Raw genomic sequence first — 20112 nt, forward strand, 5'->3', positions numbered from 1 at the left:
TGCGTGCAGACGGTACGACGCCAGCAGTTATGGGAGAAACCTCCGTGGCCACCGCCGCTCTCGAAAAAGATTATGTCATCGCCGACATCGCCCTTGCGGATTTCGGCCGCGCCGAAATCAGGATCGCCGAAACCGAAATGCCCGGCCTCATGGCCCTGCGCGAGGAATATGGCGCGTCGCAGCCGCTGAAGGGCGCGCGCATCACCGGCTCGCTGCACATGACGATCCAGACCGCGGTGCTCATCGAAACGCTGACGGCGCTGGGCGCGGACGTGCGCTGGGCGACGTGCAACATCTTCTCGACTCAGGATCATGCCGCCGCCGCTATCGCCGCCGCCGGCATCCCGGTGTTCGCGGTGAAGGGCGAGAGCCTCGCCGATTATTGGGATTATGTCGGCCGCATCTTCGACTGGGGCGATGACCAGACCGCCAACATGATCCTCGACGACGGCGGCGACGCCACCATGTTCGCGCTCTGGGGCGCGCGCATCGAGGCGGGCGAGGAACTGCCCGAACCCGGCAATGCCGAGGAAGTCGAGTTCCAGCGCGCGCTGAAAGCCTTCGTCAAGGCGCGTCCGGGCTATCTCACCAAATCGGTGCAGAACATCAAGGGCGTGTCGGAAGAGACGACCACCGGCGTCCACCGCCTCTATCACATCGCCAAGGACGGCAAGCTGCCCTTCCCGGCGATCAACGTGAACGACAGCGTCACCAAGTCGAAGTTCGACAATCTCTACGGCTGCAAGGAATCGCTGGTCGACGCGATCCGCCGCGCCACCGACGTGATGCTGGCGGGCAAGGTCGCCTGCGTCGCAGGCTTCGGCGATGTCGGCAAGGGCTCGGCTGCCTCGCTGCGCCAGGGCGGCGCGCGCGTGATGGTGACCGAGATCGACCCCATTTGCGCGCTTCAGGCGGCGATGGAAGGCTATGAAGTCGTCACCATGGAAGAGGCCGTGCAGCGCTGCGACATCTTCGTCACCGCGACCGGCAATGAGGATGTGATCACCGCCGATCATATGAAGGCGATGAAGCCGATGTCGATCGTCTGCAATATCGGCCATTTCGACAGCGAGATCCAGATTTCCGGCCTCTCCAACTATAAGTGGACGGAGGTGAAGCCGGGCACCGACCTCGTCGAATTCCCCGACGGCAAGCAGATCATCATCCTCGCCAAGGGCCGCCTCGTGAACCTGGGCTGCGCCACCGGCCACCCAAGCTTCGTCATGTCGTCCAGCTTCACCAACCAGACGCTGGCGCAGATCGAGCTGTTCACCAAGGCCGACCAGTACAAGAACGACGTCTATGTGCTGCCCAAGCATCTCGATGAGAAGGTTGCCGCGCTGCACCTCGAAAAGCTGGGCGTGAAGCTGACCAGGCTGTCGAAGAAGCAGGCCGATTATATCGGCGTGCCGGTCGAGGGCCCGTTCAAGGCGGATCATTACCGCTATTGATCCCTCGCCATCGCGGGACCTGAAAAAAAGGGGGCGGGCTTCGGGTCCGCCCCTTTTTGCTTTCTGTTCGAAGCAGATGCTTTGCCTGCCCGGCTATTTGGGGTAGTCGCTGGAGCATGAGGACGGAACAGCGGCGCGGGCAGATGACGGGCGGGCAGGCGGGAGCCGGGCGGGCAGGGACCCGATGATACAGGTTTCGGTAATGGTCATGGTCATCGCGGGCGCGATCCTCGCCTGCTGGCTGGGCGCCGGCATCTGGGCGCTCGCCACCGGCCTCAAGCTGCGCCGGCAAAGCCTGTTCCAGCGAGAGCAGGCCGACCGGCTGGCCGGGCTGCTGCAATCGGCCCCGGCCATTCCCATGCTGATCCGCGCCGACGGGCATATCGAGGCGCCGGGAAGGCTCGCCAACTGGCTGGGGCTGGACAAGGTGCCCGGCTTCGTGTCCGAACTGACCGGCGAAGGCGGCGGCCTGCCCGAAGCCGACCGGGATGCGCTGGCCGAGGATATCGTGGCGGCCCAGCGCGGCGGCAAGGGCTTCGCCCGCGCGGTGAGCGCGCAGGGGTCGAGCCGCACGCTGCTGATCCGCGGCGCGCCCGCCGGACCCGATCTCGCCAATATGGGCGGCGTGATCCTCTGGGTGTTCGACGCGACCGAGAGCCAGCAGCGGATCGCCGAGCTGGAAAGCGAAGGCCGCCTGCTGCGCGACGCGCTGGAGGCGCTGTCGGGCCTGATCGAGGCCGCCCCGCTGCCGATGTGGTATCGCGACCGCGACCTGCGCCTCTCGCTGGTCAACAGCGCCTATGTGCAGGCGGTGGAGGCCGAAAGCGCCGCGCAGGTCATCGAGCAGGGGATAGAGCTGTTCGAGGCGATCGACGGCCAGCCGCCGCGCCATGCCGCCCGCTTCACGCTGGATCGCGGCGAGATCATGATCCGCATCGTGCCCGCGACCCTGCATGGCGAGCGGCGGATGATGCGGATGGTCGAGGTGCCGATCGGCGGCCACGGCATAGCGGGCTATGCGATCGACCGGCAGGATTTCGAGAGCGCGCGGGCCGAGCAGGCACGGCTGGTGGCGACGCAGCGCGACATGCTGGACAAGCTGTCGGCGGCGGTCGCGCAATTCGGGCCGGACCGTTCGCTCAGCTTCTGGAACCAGGCGTTCATCAGCCTGTTCGCGTTGCAGCCCGAACATCTGATGGATCACCCGGAGTTCGAGCGCGTGCTCGACCGCATGCGCGAGGGCGGGCGCATTCCGGAGCATCGCGACTTCCCGGCATGGCGCAGCGAGCGGCGCGGCTGGTTCATCGCGACCGAGCCGAAGGAGGAGAACTGGCTGCTGGCGGACGGCACCCATCTGCGCGTATTCGCCCAGCCGATGCCCGATGGCGGCCTGCTGCTGATCTTCGAGGACAGGACCGAGCAGATCCAGCTGTCGAGCGCGCGCGACACGCTGTTGCGCGTGCGCACGGCGACGTTCGACAGCCTGTTCGAGGGCATCGGCGTGTTCGCGGCGGACGGCAAGCTGCATCTGTGGAACCAGCGCTTCCGCACGATCTGGAACGTGGACGAGGCGGTGCTGGCCGCCCATCCGCGCATCGACGATTTCATGAACAGCATGGCCGATCGCCTCGCGCGGCCGCCGCAGGCCGGGCTGGTGCGCGAACTGATGCGGTCCTGCACCGTGGACCGCAAGCAGCGCAACGGCCGGGTGGTGTTCGCCGACGGGCGGACCTTCGATTTCGCGGCGATCCCGCTGCCCGACGGCAATGCGCTGTTCACCATGCTCGACGTCACCGACAGCCGCCGCATCGAGGAGGTGCTGCGCGAGCAGAACGAGGCGCTGGCCGAGGCGGACAAGGTCAAGACCGCCTTCCTCACCAATATGAGCTACGACCTGCGCACGCCGCTCACTTCCATCGGCGGCTTTGCCGAGATGCTGAAGGCCGGTTATGCGGGCGAACTGCCCTCGACCGCGCAGGACTATGTGAGCGCGATCCTCGATTCCGCCACCCGCCTGTCGGGGATGATCGATACGGTGCTGGAAGCGACGCAGGGCGAGGCCGGCACGCTGCCGCTGGAGCGCGCGCCGGTCGATCTGGCCGAGATGGTGCATGCGTGCCGCGACCGCTGGCGCGAGGCGGTGGAGGAAAAGCAGATCGAGCTGGTGGTCGACGTCAAGCCTTCGACCGGCCGGGTGATGGGTGACGCCAAGCGCCTGTCGAAGGCGCTCGACCGGCTGGTCGACAATGCGATCCGCGCGGTGCCGGAGGGCGGGCGCATCCTGCTGCACGGCGACGGGCAGGTGAAGAGCGCGCGGCTGATCGTTTCCGACAATGGGCCGGGCATGGATGCAAGGACGCAGGCAAGGGCCTTCACGCCGTTCAGCACCAACGGCCATGGCGCGCGCGGCGCCTCGCTGGGGCTGGGCCTGCCCCTCGCCCGGCAGCTGGTGGAGGCGCATGGCGGCAAGCTCACCCTGGTGTCCGAACCGGGTGAGGGGACGATGCTGACGATGGAATTGCCGCGCGGCGATCTGCCTCGCATGCCCCTTTCCGGCACTGTGCGGGGCGCGGGGCAATGACCGGGGAAACGGCGCTTGCCGCATGCAGCGAGGCGGAGATGATGGCGATCGGCGCGGCGCTGGCGCGGGCGCTGCGGCCGGGCGACGTGATCGCGCTGCGGGGCAGCCTCGGCACCGGCAAGACCACGCTGACGCGCGGGCTGTTGCGCGAACTGGGGCTGGAGGGCGAGGCGCCCAGCCCCAGCTTCGCCATCGTGCAGGGCTATGAGGTGCCGGAGGTGCGCCTGCCGCTCGCCCATGTCGACCTCTACCGGCTGGAGGATGAGGCCGATCTGGAGGAACTGGGCCTCGACGACTATCTCACCGACGGCGCGCTGGTGGTGGAATGGCCAGAGCGCATGGGCAGGCGGCTCTGGCCCCATGCGCTTTTGCTCTCGATCGAGGCGGAGGAGGGCGCGCAGGGGACACGCCGCTTGACAGCGGCGGTGCCTCCGGCATGGAAGGACAGATGGCCATTTCGATGATTCCACCCGCCGCCAGCCGCCCGTTCCTGCACTCCCTCGGCTGGGGGAATGCCGATATCCTGCCGCTGGCGGGCGATGCGTCCTTCCGCCGCTATTTCCGCGTCGTCGACGGCGCGCGCCGGGCGGTGCTGATGGATGCGCCCCCGCCGCATGAGGACCCGCGCCCGTTCCTCGGCGTGGCGGAGCATCTCAGCGCGCAGGGCTTCGCCGCGCCCGCCATCTACGGCGCCGATCTGGAGCAGGGCCTCGTGCTGCTGGAGGATTTCGGCGACGCGCGGGTGCGCGACCATCTGGACGAGCATCCGGCCGATGAGGAGGCGATCTACGCCCGCGCGGTGCGCCTGCTGGCCGACCTTCACCGCGCGGCCCCGGTGGACGCGCCGCCCTATGACCGCGAGGTCTATCAGCGCGAGGCGGGGCTGCTGACCGAATGGTATTGCCCCGCCGCCGGGCTGGACGTGGACGCCGCGGGCTATGCCGCCGCGTGGGACGGGGTGCTGCCGCTGGTCGAGCGGGACGATGCGCCGAAGGTCACGGTGCTGCGCGACTATCATGCCGAGAACATCATGCTGATCGACGGGCGGCCGCAATCGCATGACCTCGGCCTGCTCGATTTTCAGGACGCGCTGGTCGGCCATCCGGCCTATGATCTGGTGTCGTTGCTTCAGGATGCGCGGCGCGATGTGGCGCCGGACCTCGAACGGCGCATGCTGGCGCTGTACAAGGAGGCCGCGCAGCCCGGCGCGGGCTTCGACGCCGCCTATGCGGTGCTCGGCGCGCAGCGCAACGCGAAGATCATCGGCATCTTCACGCGCCTCTGCAAGCGGGACGGGAAGTCGCGCTATCTTTCCTATCTGCCGCGCATGTGGGGGCTGCTGGAACGCGACCTCGCCCATCCCGCGCTCGCGCCCGTCGCCCGCTGGTTCGACGCCAATATTCCGCCCGCCATCCGCGCCCGCCCGCTGGAGGGGCAGGAGGCCGCATGAGCATCAGGGTCACGACCGCGATGCTGATGGCGGCCGGGTTGGGCAAGCGCATGCGCCCGCTCACCGCCACCCGCCCCAAGCCGCTGGTGCGCGTCGCGGGCAAGGCGCTGATGGATCATGCGCTCGACCGGCTGGAAACGGGCGGGATCGAGCGCACGGTCGTCAACGTCCATTATCTCGCCGACACGGTCGTCGCCCATGTGAAGGCGCGCCGGTCGCCGATGGAGATCCTGATTTCCGACGAGCGCGCCAGGCTGCTGGAGACCGGCGGCGGGTTGATGAAGGCCGCGCCGCTGCTGGGCGACGCGCCCTTTCTCTGCGCGAACAGCGACAATCTCTGGGTCGACGGGCCGCAGGAAAGCATCTCCATGCTTTCCGAGCTGTGGGACGATGCGCGGATGGACGCGCTGCTGCTGCTGGTTCCCCATGCGCGGGCGACCTGCCATAGCGGCCCCGGCGATTTCCACATGGACGGCGCCGGGCGACTGGCCCGCCGCAGGCCCAGCCATGTCGCGCCTTTCGTGTTCACCGGCGTGCAGATCCTGTCGCCGCGCCTGCTGTGCGACCCGCCGGGCGATGTCTTTTCGACCAACATATTGTGGAACCGGGCGATGGAGCGGGGCCGCCTGTTCGGCGCCTCGCATGAAGGGCTGTGGTTCGATGTCGGCACGCCTGCCGCGATTCCCGTGGTCGAAGCCGCGATGAGCCATGGCTGAAGAAGGCCGCTCGCCCGCCGTCTACACCATCCCCGCCCACCGGGCCTTTTCCGACGCGCTGGCCAAGGGCGTGATCGCCCGCCACGGCAAGGATGTGCTGGCGCTGGCGCGCGGCATCATCCTGCTGCCCAATAATCGCGCGGTGCGGGCGGTGCGCGACAGCTTCGTGCGCCATTGCGACGGCGGGCTGCTGATGCCGCGCCTCGTGCCGATCGGTGACGAGGAACTGGGCGAGCGGCTCGGCAATGCGCTCGATCCGCTGGGCGAGGGGCTGGACGTGCCGCCCGCCATACCGGCGATGGAGCGGCAGATGATCCTCGCGCGCCTCGTGCAGCAGGTGCGGGCAGAGCATCGCCAGCCGGTAGACGCGGGCGAGGCGATGCGGCTGGGGCAGGCGCTGGGGCAGAGCATCGACCAGTTGCATATCGAGCAGGTCGATCCGCGCGCGCTGCGAGGGCTTTCCGTGGGGGAGGAACTGTCCGGCCACTGGCGCGCCTCGCTGCGCCTGCTGTCGATCCTGCTCGACCGCTGGCCGGAGGAACTGGCGCGGCTCGGCATGATCGACCTGGCCGACCGGCGCAACCGGCTGCTCGACCATGTGGCGCGGCGGTGGCGGGAGGCGCCGCCCGCCGGTTTCGTGATCGTGGCGGGCATTTCCACCACCGCGCCCGCCATCTGCCATGTGCTGCGCACCGTCGCCCGCATGCCTCAGGGACAGGTCGTGCTGGCCGAGCTGGACATGGACATGAGCGCGGAGGAATGGGACGCGATCGGCCCCTTTGATGCCGATCCCGCCACCGGTCACCGCCCGCGCGCGCAGGAAAGCCATCCGCAATATGTGTTGAAGCGCATGCTCGACCGCATCGGCGTCGCCCGCGACGAGGTGGCGTTGTGGCGCTGGGGCGGCGGGCATGATGCGCGGGCGGTGCGGGCGCGCAACATCTCCAACGCGATGCTGGTCCCGGCCCATACCGCCAAATGGCGGATGCTCAAGGCCGCCGAGCGTACCCTGAACGGCGTGCGGACGATGGAGCTGGCGACCCCGGCGCTGGAGGCGCAGGCGATCGCGCTGCTGCTGCGGCAGGCGGTCGAGACGCCGGAGCGCACTGCCGCGCTGGTGACGCCCGACCGCGCGCTGGCGACCCGCGTGGCGGCGCATCTGAAGCGCTGGAATATCGAGGCGGACGACAGCGCCGGGCAGCCGCTCGCGCTGACGCCGCCGGGCACGCTGCTGCTGGCGCTGGCGCGGGTGGCGGCGGAGCGGTTCGCGCCGGTCGCGCTGCTCGACCTGCTCAAGCATCCGCTGGTGCGCAAGGGCGAGGAACGGCTGGGCTGGCTGGACGAGGTGCGCGGGCTAGACCTGCTGCTGCGCGGTCCCCGCCCGGCGCCGGGGCTGGCGGGCCTTGACGCGCGGCTCGCCCCGCGCCCGGAGGACGAGGGCGACCGGCAGGCGAAGCTGCGCGCGTCGGTCGCGCGCTGGTGGGCGGGGCAAAGGGCGCTGTTCGCGCCGCTCGATGCGCTGGCGGAGGAAAGCCGCGACCTGCCCCATATGCTCGGCCTGTTGCGCGAGGCGGCGAGCGTGTTGAGCGGAGATCAGGTCTGGGCGGGGCATCAGGGACGGGCGCTGTCCGAAATGGTCGCGGAGATGGAGCGTGCCGCGCCCTCCGGCCCGCAATCGGTCGAGGCCGCCGCGCTGCCCGACCTGCTGCGGCGCCTGCTGGAAACGCAGGCGGTGCGCCCGCCGCAGGGCGGCCATCCGCGCATCGCCATATACGGCCTGCTGGAAGCGCGGCTGCAACAGGCGGACCTGATGATCCTCGCGGGCCTCAACGAGGGGACATGGCCGGGTCTGCCCGCGCCCGACCCGTGGCTCGCGCCGCGCATCCGGCAGGAACTGGGCTTGCCGGGGCTGGAACAGCGGATCGGCCTTTCCGCCCATGATTTTGCCAGTGCGCTGGGCGCGCCGGAGGTGGTCATCTCCCGATCTCGCCGCAGCGGCAACGCGCCCGCCATCGCGTCCCGCTTCTGGCTGAGGTTGCAGGCGATGGCGGGCGAGCATCTCGACCGGGTGGAGGATATCGGCGACTGGGCCGAGCGGATGGACCGGCCCGCGCGCCATCTGCCCGCGCCCTGTCCGCGCCCTTGCCCGCCGCTCGACCTGCGGCCCACGCGCGTCGCGGTGACGCAGGTGGATCGGCTGGCGGCGGACCCCTATGCCTTTTACGCGGGCAAGATATTGGGCCTTTCCCCGCTGGAGCGGATCGACGCCGACCCCGGCGCGGCATGGCGCGGCACCTATGTGCACCGGATGCTCGAACTCTGGTTCCGCGAGGATAAATGCGCGCCGGGGCGGCTGGAGGAGCGGACGCGCGGGCTGTTCCGGGGCGGCGAATCCCATCCGATATTGCGCGCGCTCTGGCTGCCGCGCCTGCTGGAATCGGCGCGCTGGATCGACGCGCAGGTGACGCAGGACGCGGCGGAGGGGCGCGAGATGAAGCTGGTGGAGAGCCGGGGCGAGATCAGCCTGGGCGGCGTCACGCTTTACGGCACCGCCGACCGCCTCGACCGGCTGGCGGATGGGTCGATCGCCATCGTCGATTACAAGACCGGCAAGCCGCCGAGCGCGCGGCAGGTGAAGGAAGGCTTCGCACTGCAACTCGGCCTGCTCGGCGTGATCGCGGAACAGGGCGGGTTCGACGGGTTGGGCGGCCCGGCCACGCCAGCCGCCTTCGAATATTGGTCCGCCGCCAAGGGCAAGGACGGCGCCTTCGGCTATCGCGTCAGTCCGGTGAAACCGGGCGGCGACAAGAACCGGGTCGCGACCGAGGACATGACGCGCCATGCCGCCTCGCATTTCCTGACCGACGCCGGCAAATGGCTGACCGGGACCGAGCCGTTCGTCGCGCAGCTCAACCCCGAACTGCCGAGCTACGGCGATTACGACCAACTGATGCGGCTGGAGGAATGGTATGGCCGTGGCAATCCGGTCGGGGCAGTGACGGAGGGCGCCGATGGTTAAGGCTGCAAGCCCGCTGCTGCGCCTGCGCGGCGCGCAGGCGGAGGCGTCCTCTCCGCAGGCGCATGTCTGGCTGTCCGCCTCGGCGGGGACCGGCAAGACCCATGTGCTGACCGCGCGCGTGTTCCGCCTGCTGCTGGGCGGGGTGCCGCCGGAAAATATCCTCTGCCTTACCTTCACCAAGGCGGGCGCGTCGGAAATGGCCGAGCGCGTGCACAGCCGCCTCGCCGCCTGGGTGCAGATGGACGACGCCGCGCTGGCGCAGGACCTGCTGGCGCTGGGCGAGGATCTCGGCCCCGCCGGGCGCGAGGATGCGAGGCGGCTCTTCGCGCGCGTGCTGGAGGCGACCGGCGGCGGCCTGCGCATCCAGACCATCCACAGCTTCTGCCAGCAGCTTCTCTCCGCCTTCCCGCTGGAGGCGGGGCTGGTGCCCGGATTCCGGGCGATGGAGGAGCGGGAACAGGCCGACCTTGCGCGCGAAAGCCTTGAGGACCTCGTCGTGCGTGCCGAGGAGACGGGCGACGCCGCGCTGCTCGACGCGCTGCATGCGCTGGCGCTTCGGCTGGGGGAGAAGGAGGCGCAGGCCTATCTCTTCCGTTGCGCGCAGGCCCATGACGCGCTCGCCGGGCTGGATGGCGACATTCGCGGCTGGCTGTTCGGCCTGCTGGAGTTGCCGGCGGGCGATATCGAGGCGGAGCTGGCCGCGCGCTGCTGTGACGAGGCGTTCGACATGGCGGCGCTGCGCCGGATCGCGCGCGCCAATGCGGAGTGGAACACCAAGACCGGCCTCGACATGGCGGACAGGATTGCCGCATGGGAGGGCGCGTCCCCGGCGGTGCGGGCGCAGATGCTGGACGACCTCGCCTCCTGCTTCCTCACCGGCAAGGGCGAGCCGCGCAAGGTGACGGCGGGGCAGGCCAAGGCCGACCCGGATTATGAAGGGCTGGCCGTCCGCCTCGCCGAATGCATCGGGGAAATCCGGGCGCTGCGCCTGCGCGCCGCCTATGCCGATCTGGTGGCGAAGGGGCTGCATGCCGGACGCGCCTATGCGGCGGCCTATGAGGCAGCGAAGCGGCGCATCGGCGCGGTCGATTATGACGACCTGATCGCCCATTCCGCCGCGCTGCTCGTCCGCCCCGGCATCGCCGACTGGATACGCTACAAGCTCGATCAGCGCATCGACCATATTTTGGTGGACGAGGCGCAGGACACCAATGGCCGCCAATGGGCGATCATCGGCGCGCTGGTGGAGGAGTTCTTCTCCGGCGAGGGCGCGCGGTCGGGCAAGCTGCGCACGCTCTTCACCGTGGGCGATTTCAAGCAGGCGATCTTCGGCTTTCAGGGCACCTCGCCCAAGGCGTTCGCGCAGGCGCGCGATTATTTCCGTGACCTGGCCCGCGCGGTGGCGCATCGTTTCCACGACCTGTCGCTGGATGAGAGCTTCCGGTCCACGCCGCCGATCCTGGAGGTGGTGGACGCGACCGTGGCGGCGCTGGGGGTGGAGCAACTGGGCCTGCCTTCGCAGACGGTGTTCCACCGCGCCGCGCGGCAGCGGCCCGGCGAGGTGGCGCTGTGGAAGCCGGTCAGCGCGGTGAAGGCCGGGGATGAGGAATCGTTGGCGGATGCGCCGGAGCCGGAAGGGGAGGAGGATTGGTTCGCCGATCATGATCGCCTGCTGGCCGAGCGGATCGCCGGGCAGATCAAGGCGATGATAGCCGATGGCATGATGCTGGAGGCGAAGGGACGGCCGATCCGGCCCGGCGACGTGATGATCCTCGTGCGCAAGCGCGGCGACCTCGCCCGGCTGATCGTCGCGCGGCTTTATGAGGCGGGCGTGCCGGTGGCCGGTGTCGACCGGCTGCGGCTTCAGGCGCCGCTCGGCGTGCAGGACCTGATGGCCGCGCTGCGCTTCGCCGCCCAGCCGGAGGACGACCTGACCCTCGCCTGCCTGCTGGTTTCGCCGCTGATCGGCTGGACGCAGGAGGAATTGCTGGCCCGCTCCGTGCCCCGGAAGGACGGGCTGTGGCGGCATTTGCGGGCGAGCGCGGCGACGCCGCCCGAAACGCTCGCCGCGCTGCACGACATATTGGCGCGGGCGGACTTCATCACCCCCTATCGGATGCTGGAGCATATCCTGTCCGGCCCGTTGCGGGGGCGGTACAAGCTGCTGGAACGGCTCGGCATCGCGGCGGCGGACAGCATGGACGAACTGCTCAACGCCGCGCTTTCCTACGAACAGCGCGAGCAGCCTTCGTTGCAGGGCTTCATCGACTGGTTCGACCGGGAGGAAGGCGACATCAAGCGCGAGGATGACGGCAGCGCGGATGCCGTGCGCCTGCTCACCGTGCATGGCGCCAAGGGCTTGCAGGCGCCGGTGGTGATCCTCGCCGACGCCTGCGCCGACCCGGAGCGGCCGGGCGCGCGCGGCATATTGGAGGTGCCGCTGCCCGACGACCGCAAGCTGCCGCTGGTCCCGCCGCGCAAGGCGGAGCGCTGGGGGCTGATCGATGCGGCGGCGGTCGCGCAGGACGGGCTGGAGCGGCAGGAGCATTGGCGCCTGCTCTACGTCGCGATGACGCGGGCGGAGGAGAAGCTGTTCGTCACCGGCGCGCTGGGTCCAAGGGCGCGGGGTGTCGTGCCGGAGGAAAGCTGGTTCGCCGCGATCGAGCGGGCGATGACCGGGCTGGGCGCGCAATGGACCGCCGACGATCGCTGGGCGGGCGCGCTGGGCTGGCAGGGCGCGGTCCGCCATCCGCCCGAGCCTGAGCAAGCCGCGACAAGGGCGGAAAAGGGCGAGGGGAAGCCTTTCGCAGACTGGATCGCCCGGCCCGCGCCGGACGAAGCCCGGCCGCCCCGCCCGCTCGCGCCGACCGCGCCGGTGGAAGACGACCTCGCCTATCCGCCGCCGTCCCCGGCGATGCGCGCGGCGGCGCAGCGGGGCCGCATGCTCCACAGCCTGTTCGAGCGCCTGCCCGATGTCGAGCCGGACAAGCGCCGCGCCGCCGCCGATCGCTGGCTGCTGAAGCAGGGTGGCATGGCGGAAGGGGCCGCGCGGCGGGAGATGATCGATCATGTGCTGGCGATCATCGAGGACCCCGCGCATGCGGACCTGTTCGGCGCGGCGGCGCTGGCCGAGGCCCCGATCACGGCGGTGGTGGGCGAGGATGTGGTGACCGGCGTGATCGACCGGCTGGTGATCGGCGACGAGGCCATCCGTCTGGTCGATTTCAAGACCGGCCAGCGCATCCCCGCCGCGGCATCGGAGGTTCCGGTGCCCCATCTGCGCCAGATGGCGGCCTATGTCGCGGCGCTGGAGGTGATCTTTCCGGGTCGACGGGTGGAAGCCTGCCTGCTCTATACCGCCGGGCCTGCGTTGTGGACGCTGCCCGAAACGTTGCTCGCGCCGCACAAGCCGGGCTTTGCGGGGCGATATTAATGCTTGTGCCGCAGGGTTGTTGAGCCGCCCGGCCAGCCATCCTACATAGCGGACCTATCGGAAGGAGATTCTCAAATGGCGACCATAGCTATCAGTGACGCAAGTTTCGACAGCGACGTGATCGGTTCGGACGTTCCGGTCCTCGTCGATTTCTGGGCGGAATGGTGCGGCCCCTGCAAGATGATCGGTCCCGCCCTCGAAGAGATTTCGGAGGAGCTGGATGGCAAGGTCGTCATCGCCAAGCACAATATCGACGACAATCCGGAAATGCCGGGGAAGCTGGGCGTGCGCGGCATCCCGACGATGATCCTGTTCAAGAACGGCGAGGCCATCGCCACCAAGGTCGGCGCCGCGCCCAAGAGCCAGTTGAAGGCTTGGCTGGAAGGCCAGCTCTAGGCTGTAGGTGCGGCTGGTAAAGGGCGGTCCCGTGCGGGCCGCCTTTTTTTGTTGGGTAACAGCCGCGTAGCGCAACACCCGTTTGCCCTGAGCTTGTCAAAGCCTTCCCGAGCGCCTGCCCTGGCAGGCAGTCGAAGGGGGGTGTCCTTCCTTCTTGCCAAAGAAAGACAAGGCTTCGACAGGCTCAGCCCGAACGAGGGTGGGGGACGCTTCCTGCCCACCCAATTCTCACCCGAACAATATCTCCGCCGCCTTGTCCCACATTGCCGGGCTGGCCGCCGCGATCATGCCGGTTTCCGCCGTGCCCACGCGATAGGGCGATCCGTCATAGCGCGCGACGCACCCGCCCGCCTCGCTGAGCAGCAGCGCGCCCGCCGCATGGTCCCAGGGCAGGGTGCGGTGGAACAGCGCGAAGTCGTTCACGCCCAGCGCGATGCGGGGATATTGCTCGGCGGCGCAACGGGGGATGTCGACCATCCGCAGCCGCCCTTCCGCCCGGCGGGTCAGCGTTTCCCGCTCCTCCCCCGGCAGGAACAGCGTGGATATGCCCGCGATCGGCAGCGCCTCTCCGCTTTCCCGCGCATGGAGCGGCTCGCCGTTGAGGGTCGCGCCCCGGTTCCGGGCGGCATGGCACAGGCGCCGCGCCAACGGGTCGTATATCCACCCGGCCACTATCTCGCCGCCGTCCACCAGCGCGATCATCACGCCGAAGGGCGGGCGCCCGGCCGCGAAATTGCCGGTGCCGTCGATCGGATCGACAATCCAGCACAGTCCTTCGCCCACCGTGTCCAGCAGCGCGGGGGTGGCGGCGCAGGCTTCCTCGCCGACGATGCGCGCTTCGGGCAGGATCGTTGCCAGCCCTTCGGCCAGTGCCAGCTCGCTTTCCTTGTCGGCGATGGTGACGAGATCGTCTTTCGCTTTTTCTTCAATCTCTTCCGAGGAAAGATTGCGATAGCGTGGCAGGATGATGGTGGCTGCGACCGATCGCATCAGGTCGGCCACCGATGCGGTGAGGGAGGGGGAAATATCGCTCATACCGCCCGCGATAGCGCCATGGCGAGGGCGATGGCTATCAAAATCGCGCCGCTGCCCCGCGCGATCCACAGCTCCGCCCGCGCGGAAAGGGCGAGGCGGCCGACCCGCCACGCCATCAGCCCGTACAGCCAGAGCGCCAGCACCTCCAGCGAGACGCCGATGATCGCCAGCGTCACCAGCTGCGGCGCGACGGGGTGGTGGATGTCGATGAAGGGCGGCAGGAAAACGGTGAAGAAAACCAATGCCTTGGGGTTCGATGCTTGCACCGCGACCGCGCCGGAAAAGCCGCGCCGGAAGCCGATGCGTCGCCGCTCGCGCCCCACGGCGAGATGGGCGGGGTGCCGCCATGTCTGGATGCCGAGCCAGAGCAGATAGCCGGTCCCGATCCAGCGCAGCGCCACGAACAGGAAGGGAAAGCTATGAACGATCGCCACCAGCCCCGCGCCGACCAAGGCATACCAGAGCAGATTGGTGGCGTTGATCCCGGCGATTGCGCCTGCCACGCCGCGCAGCGAGCCGGTCAGCGCGATGCTGGCGACCGAAAGCACGGCGGGGCCGGGCATGAAGCTGGCGACCAGTTCGGTCGCGGCGAAGGCGAGGAGAAGATCGCTCCCCTGCATAAACGGCCTTAGCTGCGATAGTCGGCGTTGATCGAGATATAGCCATGGGTGAGGTCGCAGGTCCACACCGTCGCCTGTCCGTCGCCCAGCCCCAGATCGACGCCGATGCGGATATCCCGACCCTTCAGATGCTCCGCGACCGGCGCCTCGTCATAGCTGTCGACGGCAAGGCCGCTCTGCGCGACCCATTTGTCGGCGAAGCGGATGGCGAGCCTGTCGCGGTCGGCCGGTTCGCCCGCCTTGCCCACCGCCATGACAACGCGGCCCCAATTGGCGTCCTCGCCCGCGATCGCGGTCTTCACCAGCGGCGAATTGGCGATGGAAAGGCCGATCCGGCGCGCGCTCTCATCCGACACCGCGCCGGTCACCTCGATCTCGATGAATTTCTGCGCGCCCTCGCCGTCGCGCACGACGAGATGGGCAAGCTGCGTGCACACATCGTCGAGTGCGGCCTGAAAGGCGTCCGCGCCTGCATCGTCCATGCGGACAAGCGGCGCATTGCCTGCCTTGCCGGTCGCGAACAGCAGCACCGTGTCGCTGGTCGAGGTGTCGCCGTCCACGGTGATGCAGCTGAAGCTGCGCCGGTTCGCCGCGCCCAGCATCTGCTGGAGCAGCGCGGGCTCGATCGCCGCGTCGGTGAAGATATAGCCGAGCATCGTCGCCATGTCGGGCGCGATCATGCCCGACCCCTTGATGATGCCTGACAGCGTGACCTTGCGCCCGCCGACCATCGCCGTGGCGCTGGCCCCCTTGGCGAAGGTGTCGGTGGTGCCGATCGTCTGCGCGGCGGCTTCCCAACCGCAGGGCTGCGCGGTCAGCGCCGCCTCTATCCCCGCGCGCGCCTTGTCGAGCGGCAGGGGCACGCCGATGACGCCGGTGGAGCTGACGAATATCTCATCGGCCGCGCACCCCAGATGGGCGCTGACCTGCGCGCGGATCTGCTCCACCGCTTCGCGACCGCGATAGCCGGTGAAGGCATTGCTGTTCCCGGCATTGACCACCAGCGCGCGGGCCTTGCCGCCTGCCGCGCTTTCCCGCCCCATCTCCACCTCGGTCGAGCAGCAGACATTGCGCGTGAACACGCCCGCGACGGCGGTGCCCTCGGCCAGCTCGGCATAGGTGAGGTCGCAGCGGTCCCATTCCTTGTATCGTGCGCGGGCGACACGCAGCGTCACGCCCTCGACGGGCGGCAGGTCGGGAAAGGCGGCGGGGGCGAGGGGTGAGCGTTCCATAATGATTGTGCGCTTACTCTTTTTGGCGCGGGCGTCAATTCACTGTTGGCGGTGACGGCTTTCCCCTTGCCATTTCGGAAAGAGCCGTCCTATTGCTGGCACCCTTATGGGGGTTAGCCATTTCCTGCGATGGATAGACGCGGTCGCCGCCGGCGTGCTGATGCTGGCGATGACGGCGCTCGCGCAGGCGTCCGTTCCCCGGCCGGGGCAGGACGAGGCCGTTCCGCTTCCCTCGGCGGGAGATGTCCCCGGCATGCCGGGGAAGGCCGCGCCGCCGCTGCCGCCCCGGCCCAGGGTGCGCGCCGTTCCGGCGGAATCGCCGGGGAACTGGATGCAGCCGGAGGATTACCCCGCCGCGATCCTCGCCCTGCGGGGCGAGGGGACCTCCGCCTTCCGCCTCTATGTCGATGAAAAGGGCGCGGTGCAGCAATGCTGGATCACCGCGGGAAGCGGGATCGAGATGCTGGACCGGGCGACCTGCGCGCTGATGAAGGAGCGGGCGAGGTTCCGCCCGGCCCGCAACGCGCGGGGGCAGGCGGTACGCGACGTCTACCAGAACCGGGTCGTCTGGCGCCTGCCGCCGATCGATGCCGAGCCTTTCGCGGAAGGCGGCATGCATCTCGTGATGGCGGTCGACCGGGTCGGGGCCTCGACCTCCTGTTTCCTCACCGGGCGATGGACCGGCGCCGCCACCGGGGAGGAAGAGGACCAGCAGGCCGAGGAGGAAGGCGGCTGCCCCGCCGATCTGGCGGACATTCCCGCCCGCATGGCGCTCGCCGCGCGCGGCTATGGGCCCGAAGATCTGCGTCAGGTGAATCTCGACCTCTTCACGATGATCGACAGGATCCGCGCCGACGAGGTCTATCGCGGCAGCCCCGGCGCCATGACGACCGGCGCGTCGGTATGGCGGTTCGGCGTCGATGCGGGCGGAACGGTGCGGGAATGCGCGCTGGAGCGGCAGCGGGGCAGCGAGCTGCTGCTGCCCGATCTCTGCGTGCCGCTTCTCCAGCGCCGGTTCGAGCCCGCGCCGGAAACGGCGGGCGCGCCTGCGGCCCGCAACGGCTGGATCGTCCTGCTCTTTTCCTACAAGACCGGGCCGTAGGCGCGGCGTGATGCCGGTGCCGGTTCAATTGACTTCACGGCACCTCAACCTTACATCGCGGCGTGTGTGATGAGAGGACGTTCCGGCGGGCCTCTCTACAGTAAAAAGTCAGGAAATTTGCATGTTCGGCGCTCTTGCCAAATCCCTTTTCGGCTCTTCCAATGATCGTTACGTCAAATCCGTCCGGAAGATCGTCGAGCAGATCAACGGTTTCGAACCGCAGATTTCGGGGCTTTCCGACGAGGATCTGATCGACCAGACCCGCAAGTTCCGGGAACGGCTGGCCGCCGGGGAAACGCTGGACGACCTGCTGCCCGAAGCCTTCGCCACCGTGCGCGAGGCGGGCAGGCGCGTGCTGGGCATGCGCCATTTCGACGTGCAGATGATCGGCGGCATCGTCCTTCATCGCGGCGAAATCGCCGAAATGCGCACGGGCGAGGGCAAGACGCTGGTGGCGACCCTCGCCACCTATCTGAACGCTCTGCCCGGCAAGGGCGTGCATGTCGTCACGGTGAACGATTATCTCGCCAAGCGCGACTGCGAATGGATGGGGCAGATCTATCGCTTCCTCGGCCTCACCACCGGCGTGATCGTGCCCGGCCTCAACGAGATGGAGCGGCGCGAGGCCTATGAGGCCGACATCACCTATGCGACGAACAACGAGTTGGGCTTCGATTATCTGCGCGACAATATGAAATATGACCGCGCGATGATGGTGCAGCGGCCGTTCAACTATGCGATTGTCGACGAGGTCGATTCGATCCTGATCGACGAGGCGCGCACCCCGCTCATCATCTCCGGTCCGACCGACGACAAGTCGGAGCTGTACATCGCCGTCGACGCGCTGGTGAAGCAGCTGGGCGAGGGGGATTATGAGAAGGACGAGAAGCAGCGCAACATCACGCTGACCGAGGACGGCACCGAGAAGGTCGAGCGGCTGCTGGAAAATGCGGGGCTGCTGGTCGGCTCCAACCTCTATGATTTCGAGAATACGCAGGTTGTCCACCATGTGAACCAGGCGCTGCGCGCGAACAAGATGTTCCGCCGCGACATCGACTATATCGTCAAGGACGGCAAGGTCGTCATCATCGACGAATTCACCGGCCGCATGATGGACGGGCGCCGCTGGTCCGACGGGCTGCATCAGGCGGTCGAGGCGAAGGAAGGCGTCAATATCGAGCCGGAGAACCAGACGCTGGCCTCCATCACCTTCCAGAATTATTTCCGCATGTATCCGAAGCTGTCGGGCATGACCGGCACGGCCGCGACCGAGGCGACGGAATTCTTCGAAATCTACAAGATGAACGTCGTCACCATCCCGACCAACCTGCCGGTGCAGCGCGTCGATGAGGAGGACGAGTTCTACAAGAACACCACCGACAAGTTCCGCGCGATCGCCAGGGCGATTAAGGAGAAGTCGGAAACCGGCCAGCCGGTGCTGGTGGGCACGGTCAGCATCGAGAAATCGGAAATGCTGTCGGAATTCCTGAAGGAGGAAGGTGTCAGGCATGCCGTGCTCAACGCCCGCTTCCACGAGCAGGAAGCGCACATCGTCGCGCAGGCGGGCCGCATGGGCGCGGTCACCATCGCGACCAACATGGCCGGGCGCGGCACCGACATCCAGTTGGGCGGCAATCTCGAATTCCGCATCGAGGACGAGCTGCGCGACGTGCCGGAAGGGCCGGCGCGCGAGGCGGCGATCGAGCGGATCAAGGCCGAGATCGCCGAGGAAAAGGAAAAGGTGAAGGCAGTCGGCGGCCTGTTCGTGCTCGGTACCGAGCGGCATGAGAGCCGCCGCATCGACAACCAGCTGCGCGGCCGCTCCGGCCGTCAGGGCGACCCCGGCCTGTCGCGCTTCTACCTCTGCCTGGAGGACGACCTGCTGCGCATCTTCGGGCCGGACACGCTGTTCGCCCGGATGATGAACGCCAATATGGCCGATGGCGAGGCGATCGGCTCCAAATGGCTCAGCAAGGCGATCGAGACCGCGCAGAAGAAGGTCGAGGCGCGCAATTACGACATTCGCAAGCAGGTCGTCGAATATGACGACGTGATGAACGACCAGCGCAAGGTGATCTACGAGCAGCGCGCCGACATCATGGACGCCGCCACGGTGGACGATGTGGTGGTCGACATGCGGCACGAGACGGTGAACGATATCGTCGGCGCCTGCTGTCCGGTCGGCACCTATCCGGAGCAGTGGAATGTGGCGGCGTTGAAGGAGCGGGTGAGCGACGTCCTGAGCCTGGAGCCGGATATCGACAGCTGGCTGCATGAGGATGCGGTTGATCCCGAAATCATCGAGGAGCGCCTGTCCGCGCTGGCCGACGCCGCCGTCGCGGAGAAGGTCGCGGTGCTGAGCGAGCAGGACTGGCATGCGATCGAAAAGAGCATCCTGTTGCAGAATCTCGACCATCACTGGAAGGAGCATCTGGCGACGCTCGACGCGCTGCGTCAGGTCGTGCACCTGCGCGCCTATGCGCAAAAGACGCCGATCAACGAATATAAGGCGGAGGCCTTCGCGCTGTTCGAGCGCATGCTCGGCAATATCCGCGAGGATGTGACGCGCACCATCGCGCGCGTGCAGTTCCAGATGCAGGAGGATCCGCAGCTGCCGGAACTGCCGACGCTGCCCGATTTCATCACCAACCTGACCGATGAGGAAGTGGCGGGCGGCGCGCTGAACGCCGACGGCTTCGTCACCACGCGCCTGCCGCCCATTCCCGGCGTTGGCGCCACGGATCAGGCAGGCGGCGATCCCTATGCGGGAACGGGCGTCAGCCGCAACGCGCCGTGCCCCTGCGGATCGGGCAAGCGCTACAAGCATTGCCATGGGGCGCTGTCCTGAGGGAGGACGGGGCGGGCGGCGGCTTTGCCCCCTCGATCCTGCCGTCCCCCGGCGCAGGCCGGGATCGTGGGCAATGGCGTGCGCCATCTCCTGTGATGCCAGCTTGCGCTGGCATGACGGAATAATTGTTTACTTTTAGGTGGTTAGTAGATATTTCTTGTCATGCTGAACTTGGTTAGCTGCGCTGGCCTTCGGCTCAGCATCCATCGAGTTTCACGGACCGTTGGTT

Annotated in this window: 13 protein-coding genes; 10 read left to right on the plus strand and 3 right to left on the minus strand. The window is 68.2% G+C overall.

Translation table 11 applies throughout. From position 1 onward, the window contains the following. Positions 1-29: 29 nt before the first annotated feature. The 8 genes from ahcY (at position 30) to trxA (ending at position 13046) form a co-directional block, all read left to right on the plus strand. Positions 30-1451, plus strand: a complete 1422-nt coding sequence (ahcY, locus tag GGR43_RS09865) for an adenosylhomocysteinase (RefSeq protein WP_188071818.1) — start codon at positions 30-32, stop codon at positions 1449-1451. Positions 1452-1635: 184 nt separating this feature from the next. Further along, a complete protein-coding gene (locus tag GGR43_RS09870; RefSeq protein WP_188071819.1) occupies positions 1636-4032 on the plus strand; it encodes a PAS domain-containing sensor histidine kinase in 2397 nt (798 codons plus the stop codon). Beyond that, a complete protein-coding gene (gene tsaE / locus GGR43_RS09875; protein WP_188071820.1) occupies positions 4029-4496 on the plus strand; it encodes a tRNA (adenosine(37)-N6)-threonylcarbamoyltransferase complex ATPase subunit type 1 TsaE in 468 nt (155 codons plus the stop codon). Before GGR43_RS09870 ends, tsaE begins: the two co-directional genes overlap by 4 nt. Beyond that, positions 4493-5482, plus strand: a complete 990-nt coding sequence (locus GGR43_RS09880; RefSeq protein ID WP_188071956.1) for an aminoglycoside phosphotransferase family protein — start codon at positions 4493-4495, stop codon at positions 5480-5482. Before tsaE ends, GGR43_RS09880 begins: the two co-directional genes overlap by 4 nt. Continuing rightward, the gene (locus GGR43_RS09885) at positions 5479-6198 is read left to right on the plus strand and encodes a nucleotidyltransferase family protein (protein WP_246343504.1); all 720 of its coding nucleotides are present in this window, start codon (positions 5479-5481) and stop codon (positions 6196-6198) included. The genes GGR43_RS09880 and GGR43_RS09885 overlap by 4 nt, the downstream gene beginning before the upstream one ends. Further along, positions 6191-9217, plus strand: a complete 3027-nt coding sequence (gene addB, locus GGR43_RS09890) for a double-strand break repair protein AddB (RefSeq protein WP_188071821.1) — start codon at positions 6191-6193, stop codon at positions 9215-9217. Before GGR43_RS09885 ends, addB begins: the two co-directional genes overlap by 8 nt. Continuing rightward, positions 9210-12650, plus strand: coding sequence for a double-strand break repair helicase AddA (gene addA, locus GGR43_RS09895; protein WP_188071822.1), 3441 nt, complete (start codon positions 9210-9212; stop codon positions 12648-12650). Before addB ends, addA begins: the two co-directional genes overlap by 8 nt. Positions 12651-12725: 75 nt before the next feature. Next, positions 12726-13046 carry a thioredoxin TrxA gene (trxA, locus tag GGR43_RS09900; RefSeq protein WP_188071823.1) on the plus strand — a complete coding sequence of 107 codons (321 nt, stop codon included), beginning with the start codon at positions 12726-12728 and terminating at the stop codon, positions 13044-13046. 228 nt (positions 13047-13274) lie between these two features. Here the strand turns inward: trxA and GGR43_RS09905 are convergent, their stop codons facing one another. From GGR43_RS09905 to argJ, 3 genes are read right to left on the minus strand one after another with little or no spacing between them, the layout of a single operon-like run. Next, a complete protein-coding gene (locus GGR43_RS09905; RefSeq protein ID WP_425502188.1) occupies positions 13275-14072 on the minus strand; it encodes an inositol monophosphatase family protein in 798 nt (265 codons plus the stop codon). A 5-nt stretch (positions 14073-14077) separates the two neighbouring features. Beyond that, positions 14078-14701: a LysE family translocator gene (locus GGR43_RS09910; protein WP_188071825.1), complete on the minus strand. Its 624-nt coding sequence runs from the start codon at positions 14699-14701 to the stop codon at positions 14078-14080. Between the two features lie 8 nt (positions 14702-14709). Further along, positions 14710-15933 carry a bifunctional glutamate N-acetyltransferase/amino-acid acetyltransferase ArgJ gene (gene argJ, locus GGR43_RS09915; RefSeq protein ID WP_188071826.1) on the minus strand — a complete coding sequence of 408 codons (1224 nt, stop codon included), beginning with the start codon at positions 15931-15933 and terminating at the stop codon, positions 14710-14712. Between the two features lie 106 nt (positions 15934-16039). Between argJ and GGR43_RS09920 the strand changes: the two genes are divergently transcribed. After that, positions 16040-17035 (plus strand): energy transducer TonB, encoded by a 996-nt coding sequence (locus GGR43_RS09920; RefSeq protein ID WP_188071827.1) that lies wholly within the window; start codon positions 16040-16042, stop codon positions 17033-17035. A gap of 121 nt (positions 17036-17156) precedes the next feature. Then, complete coding sequence (gene secA, locus GGR43_RS09925; RefSeq protein WP_188071828.1) at positions 17157-19883, plus strand: preprotein translocase subunit SecA; 2727 nt, start codon at positions 17157-17159, stop codon at positions 19881-19883. The last annotated feature ends 229 nt before the right edge of the window (positions 19884-20112 follow it).

The sequence above is a fragment of the Sphingobium jiangsuense genome, assembly GCF_014196495.1.
GTDB classification, from domain to species: domain Bacteria; phylum Pseudomonadota; class Alphaproteobacteria; order Sphingomonadales; family Sphingomonadaceae; genus Sphingobium; species Sphingobium jiangsuense.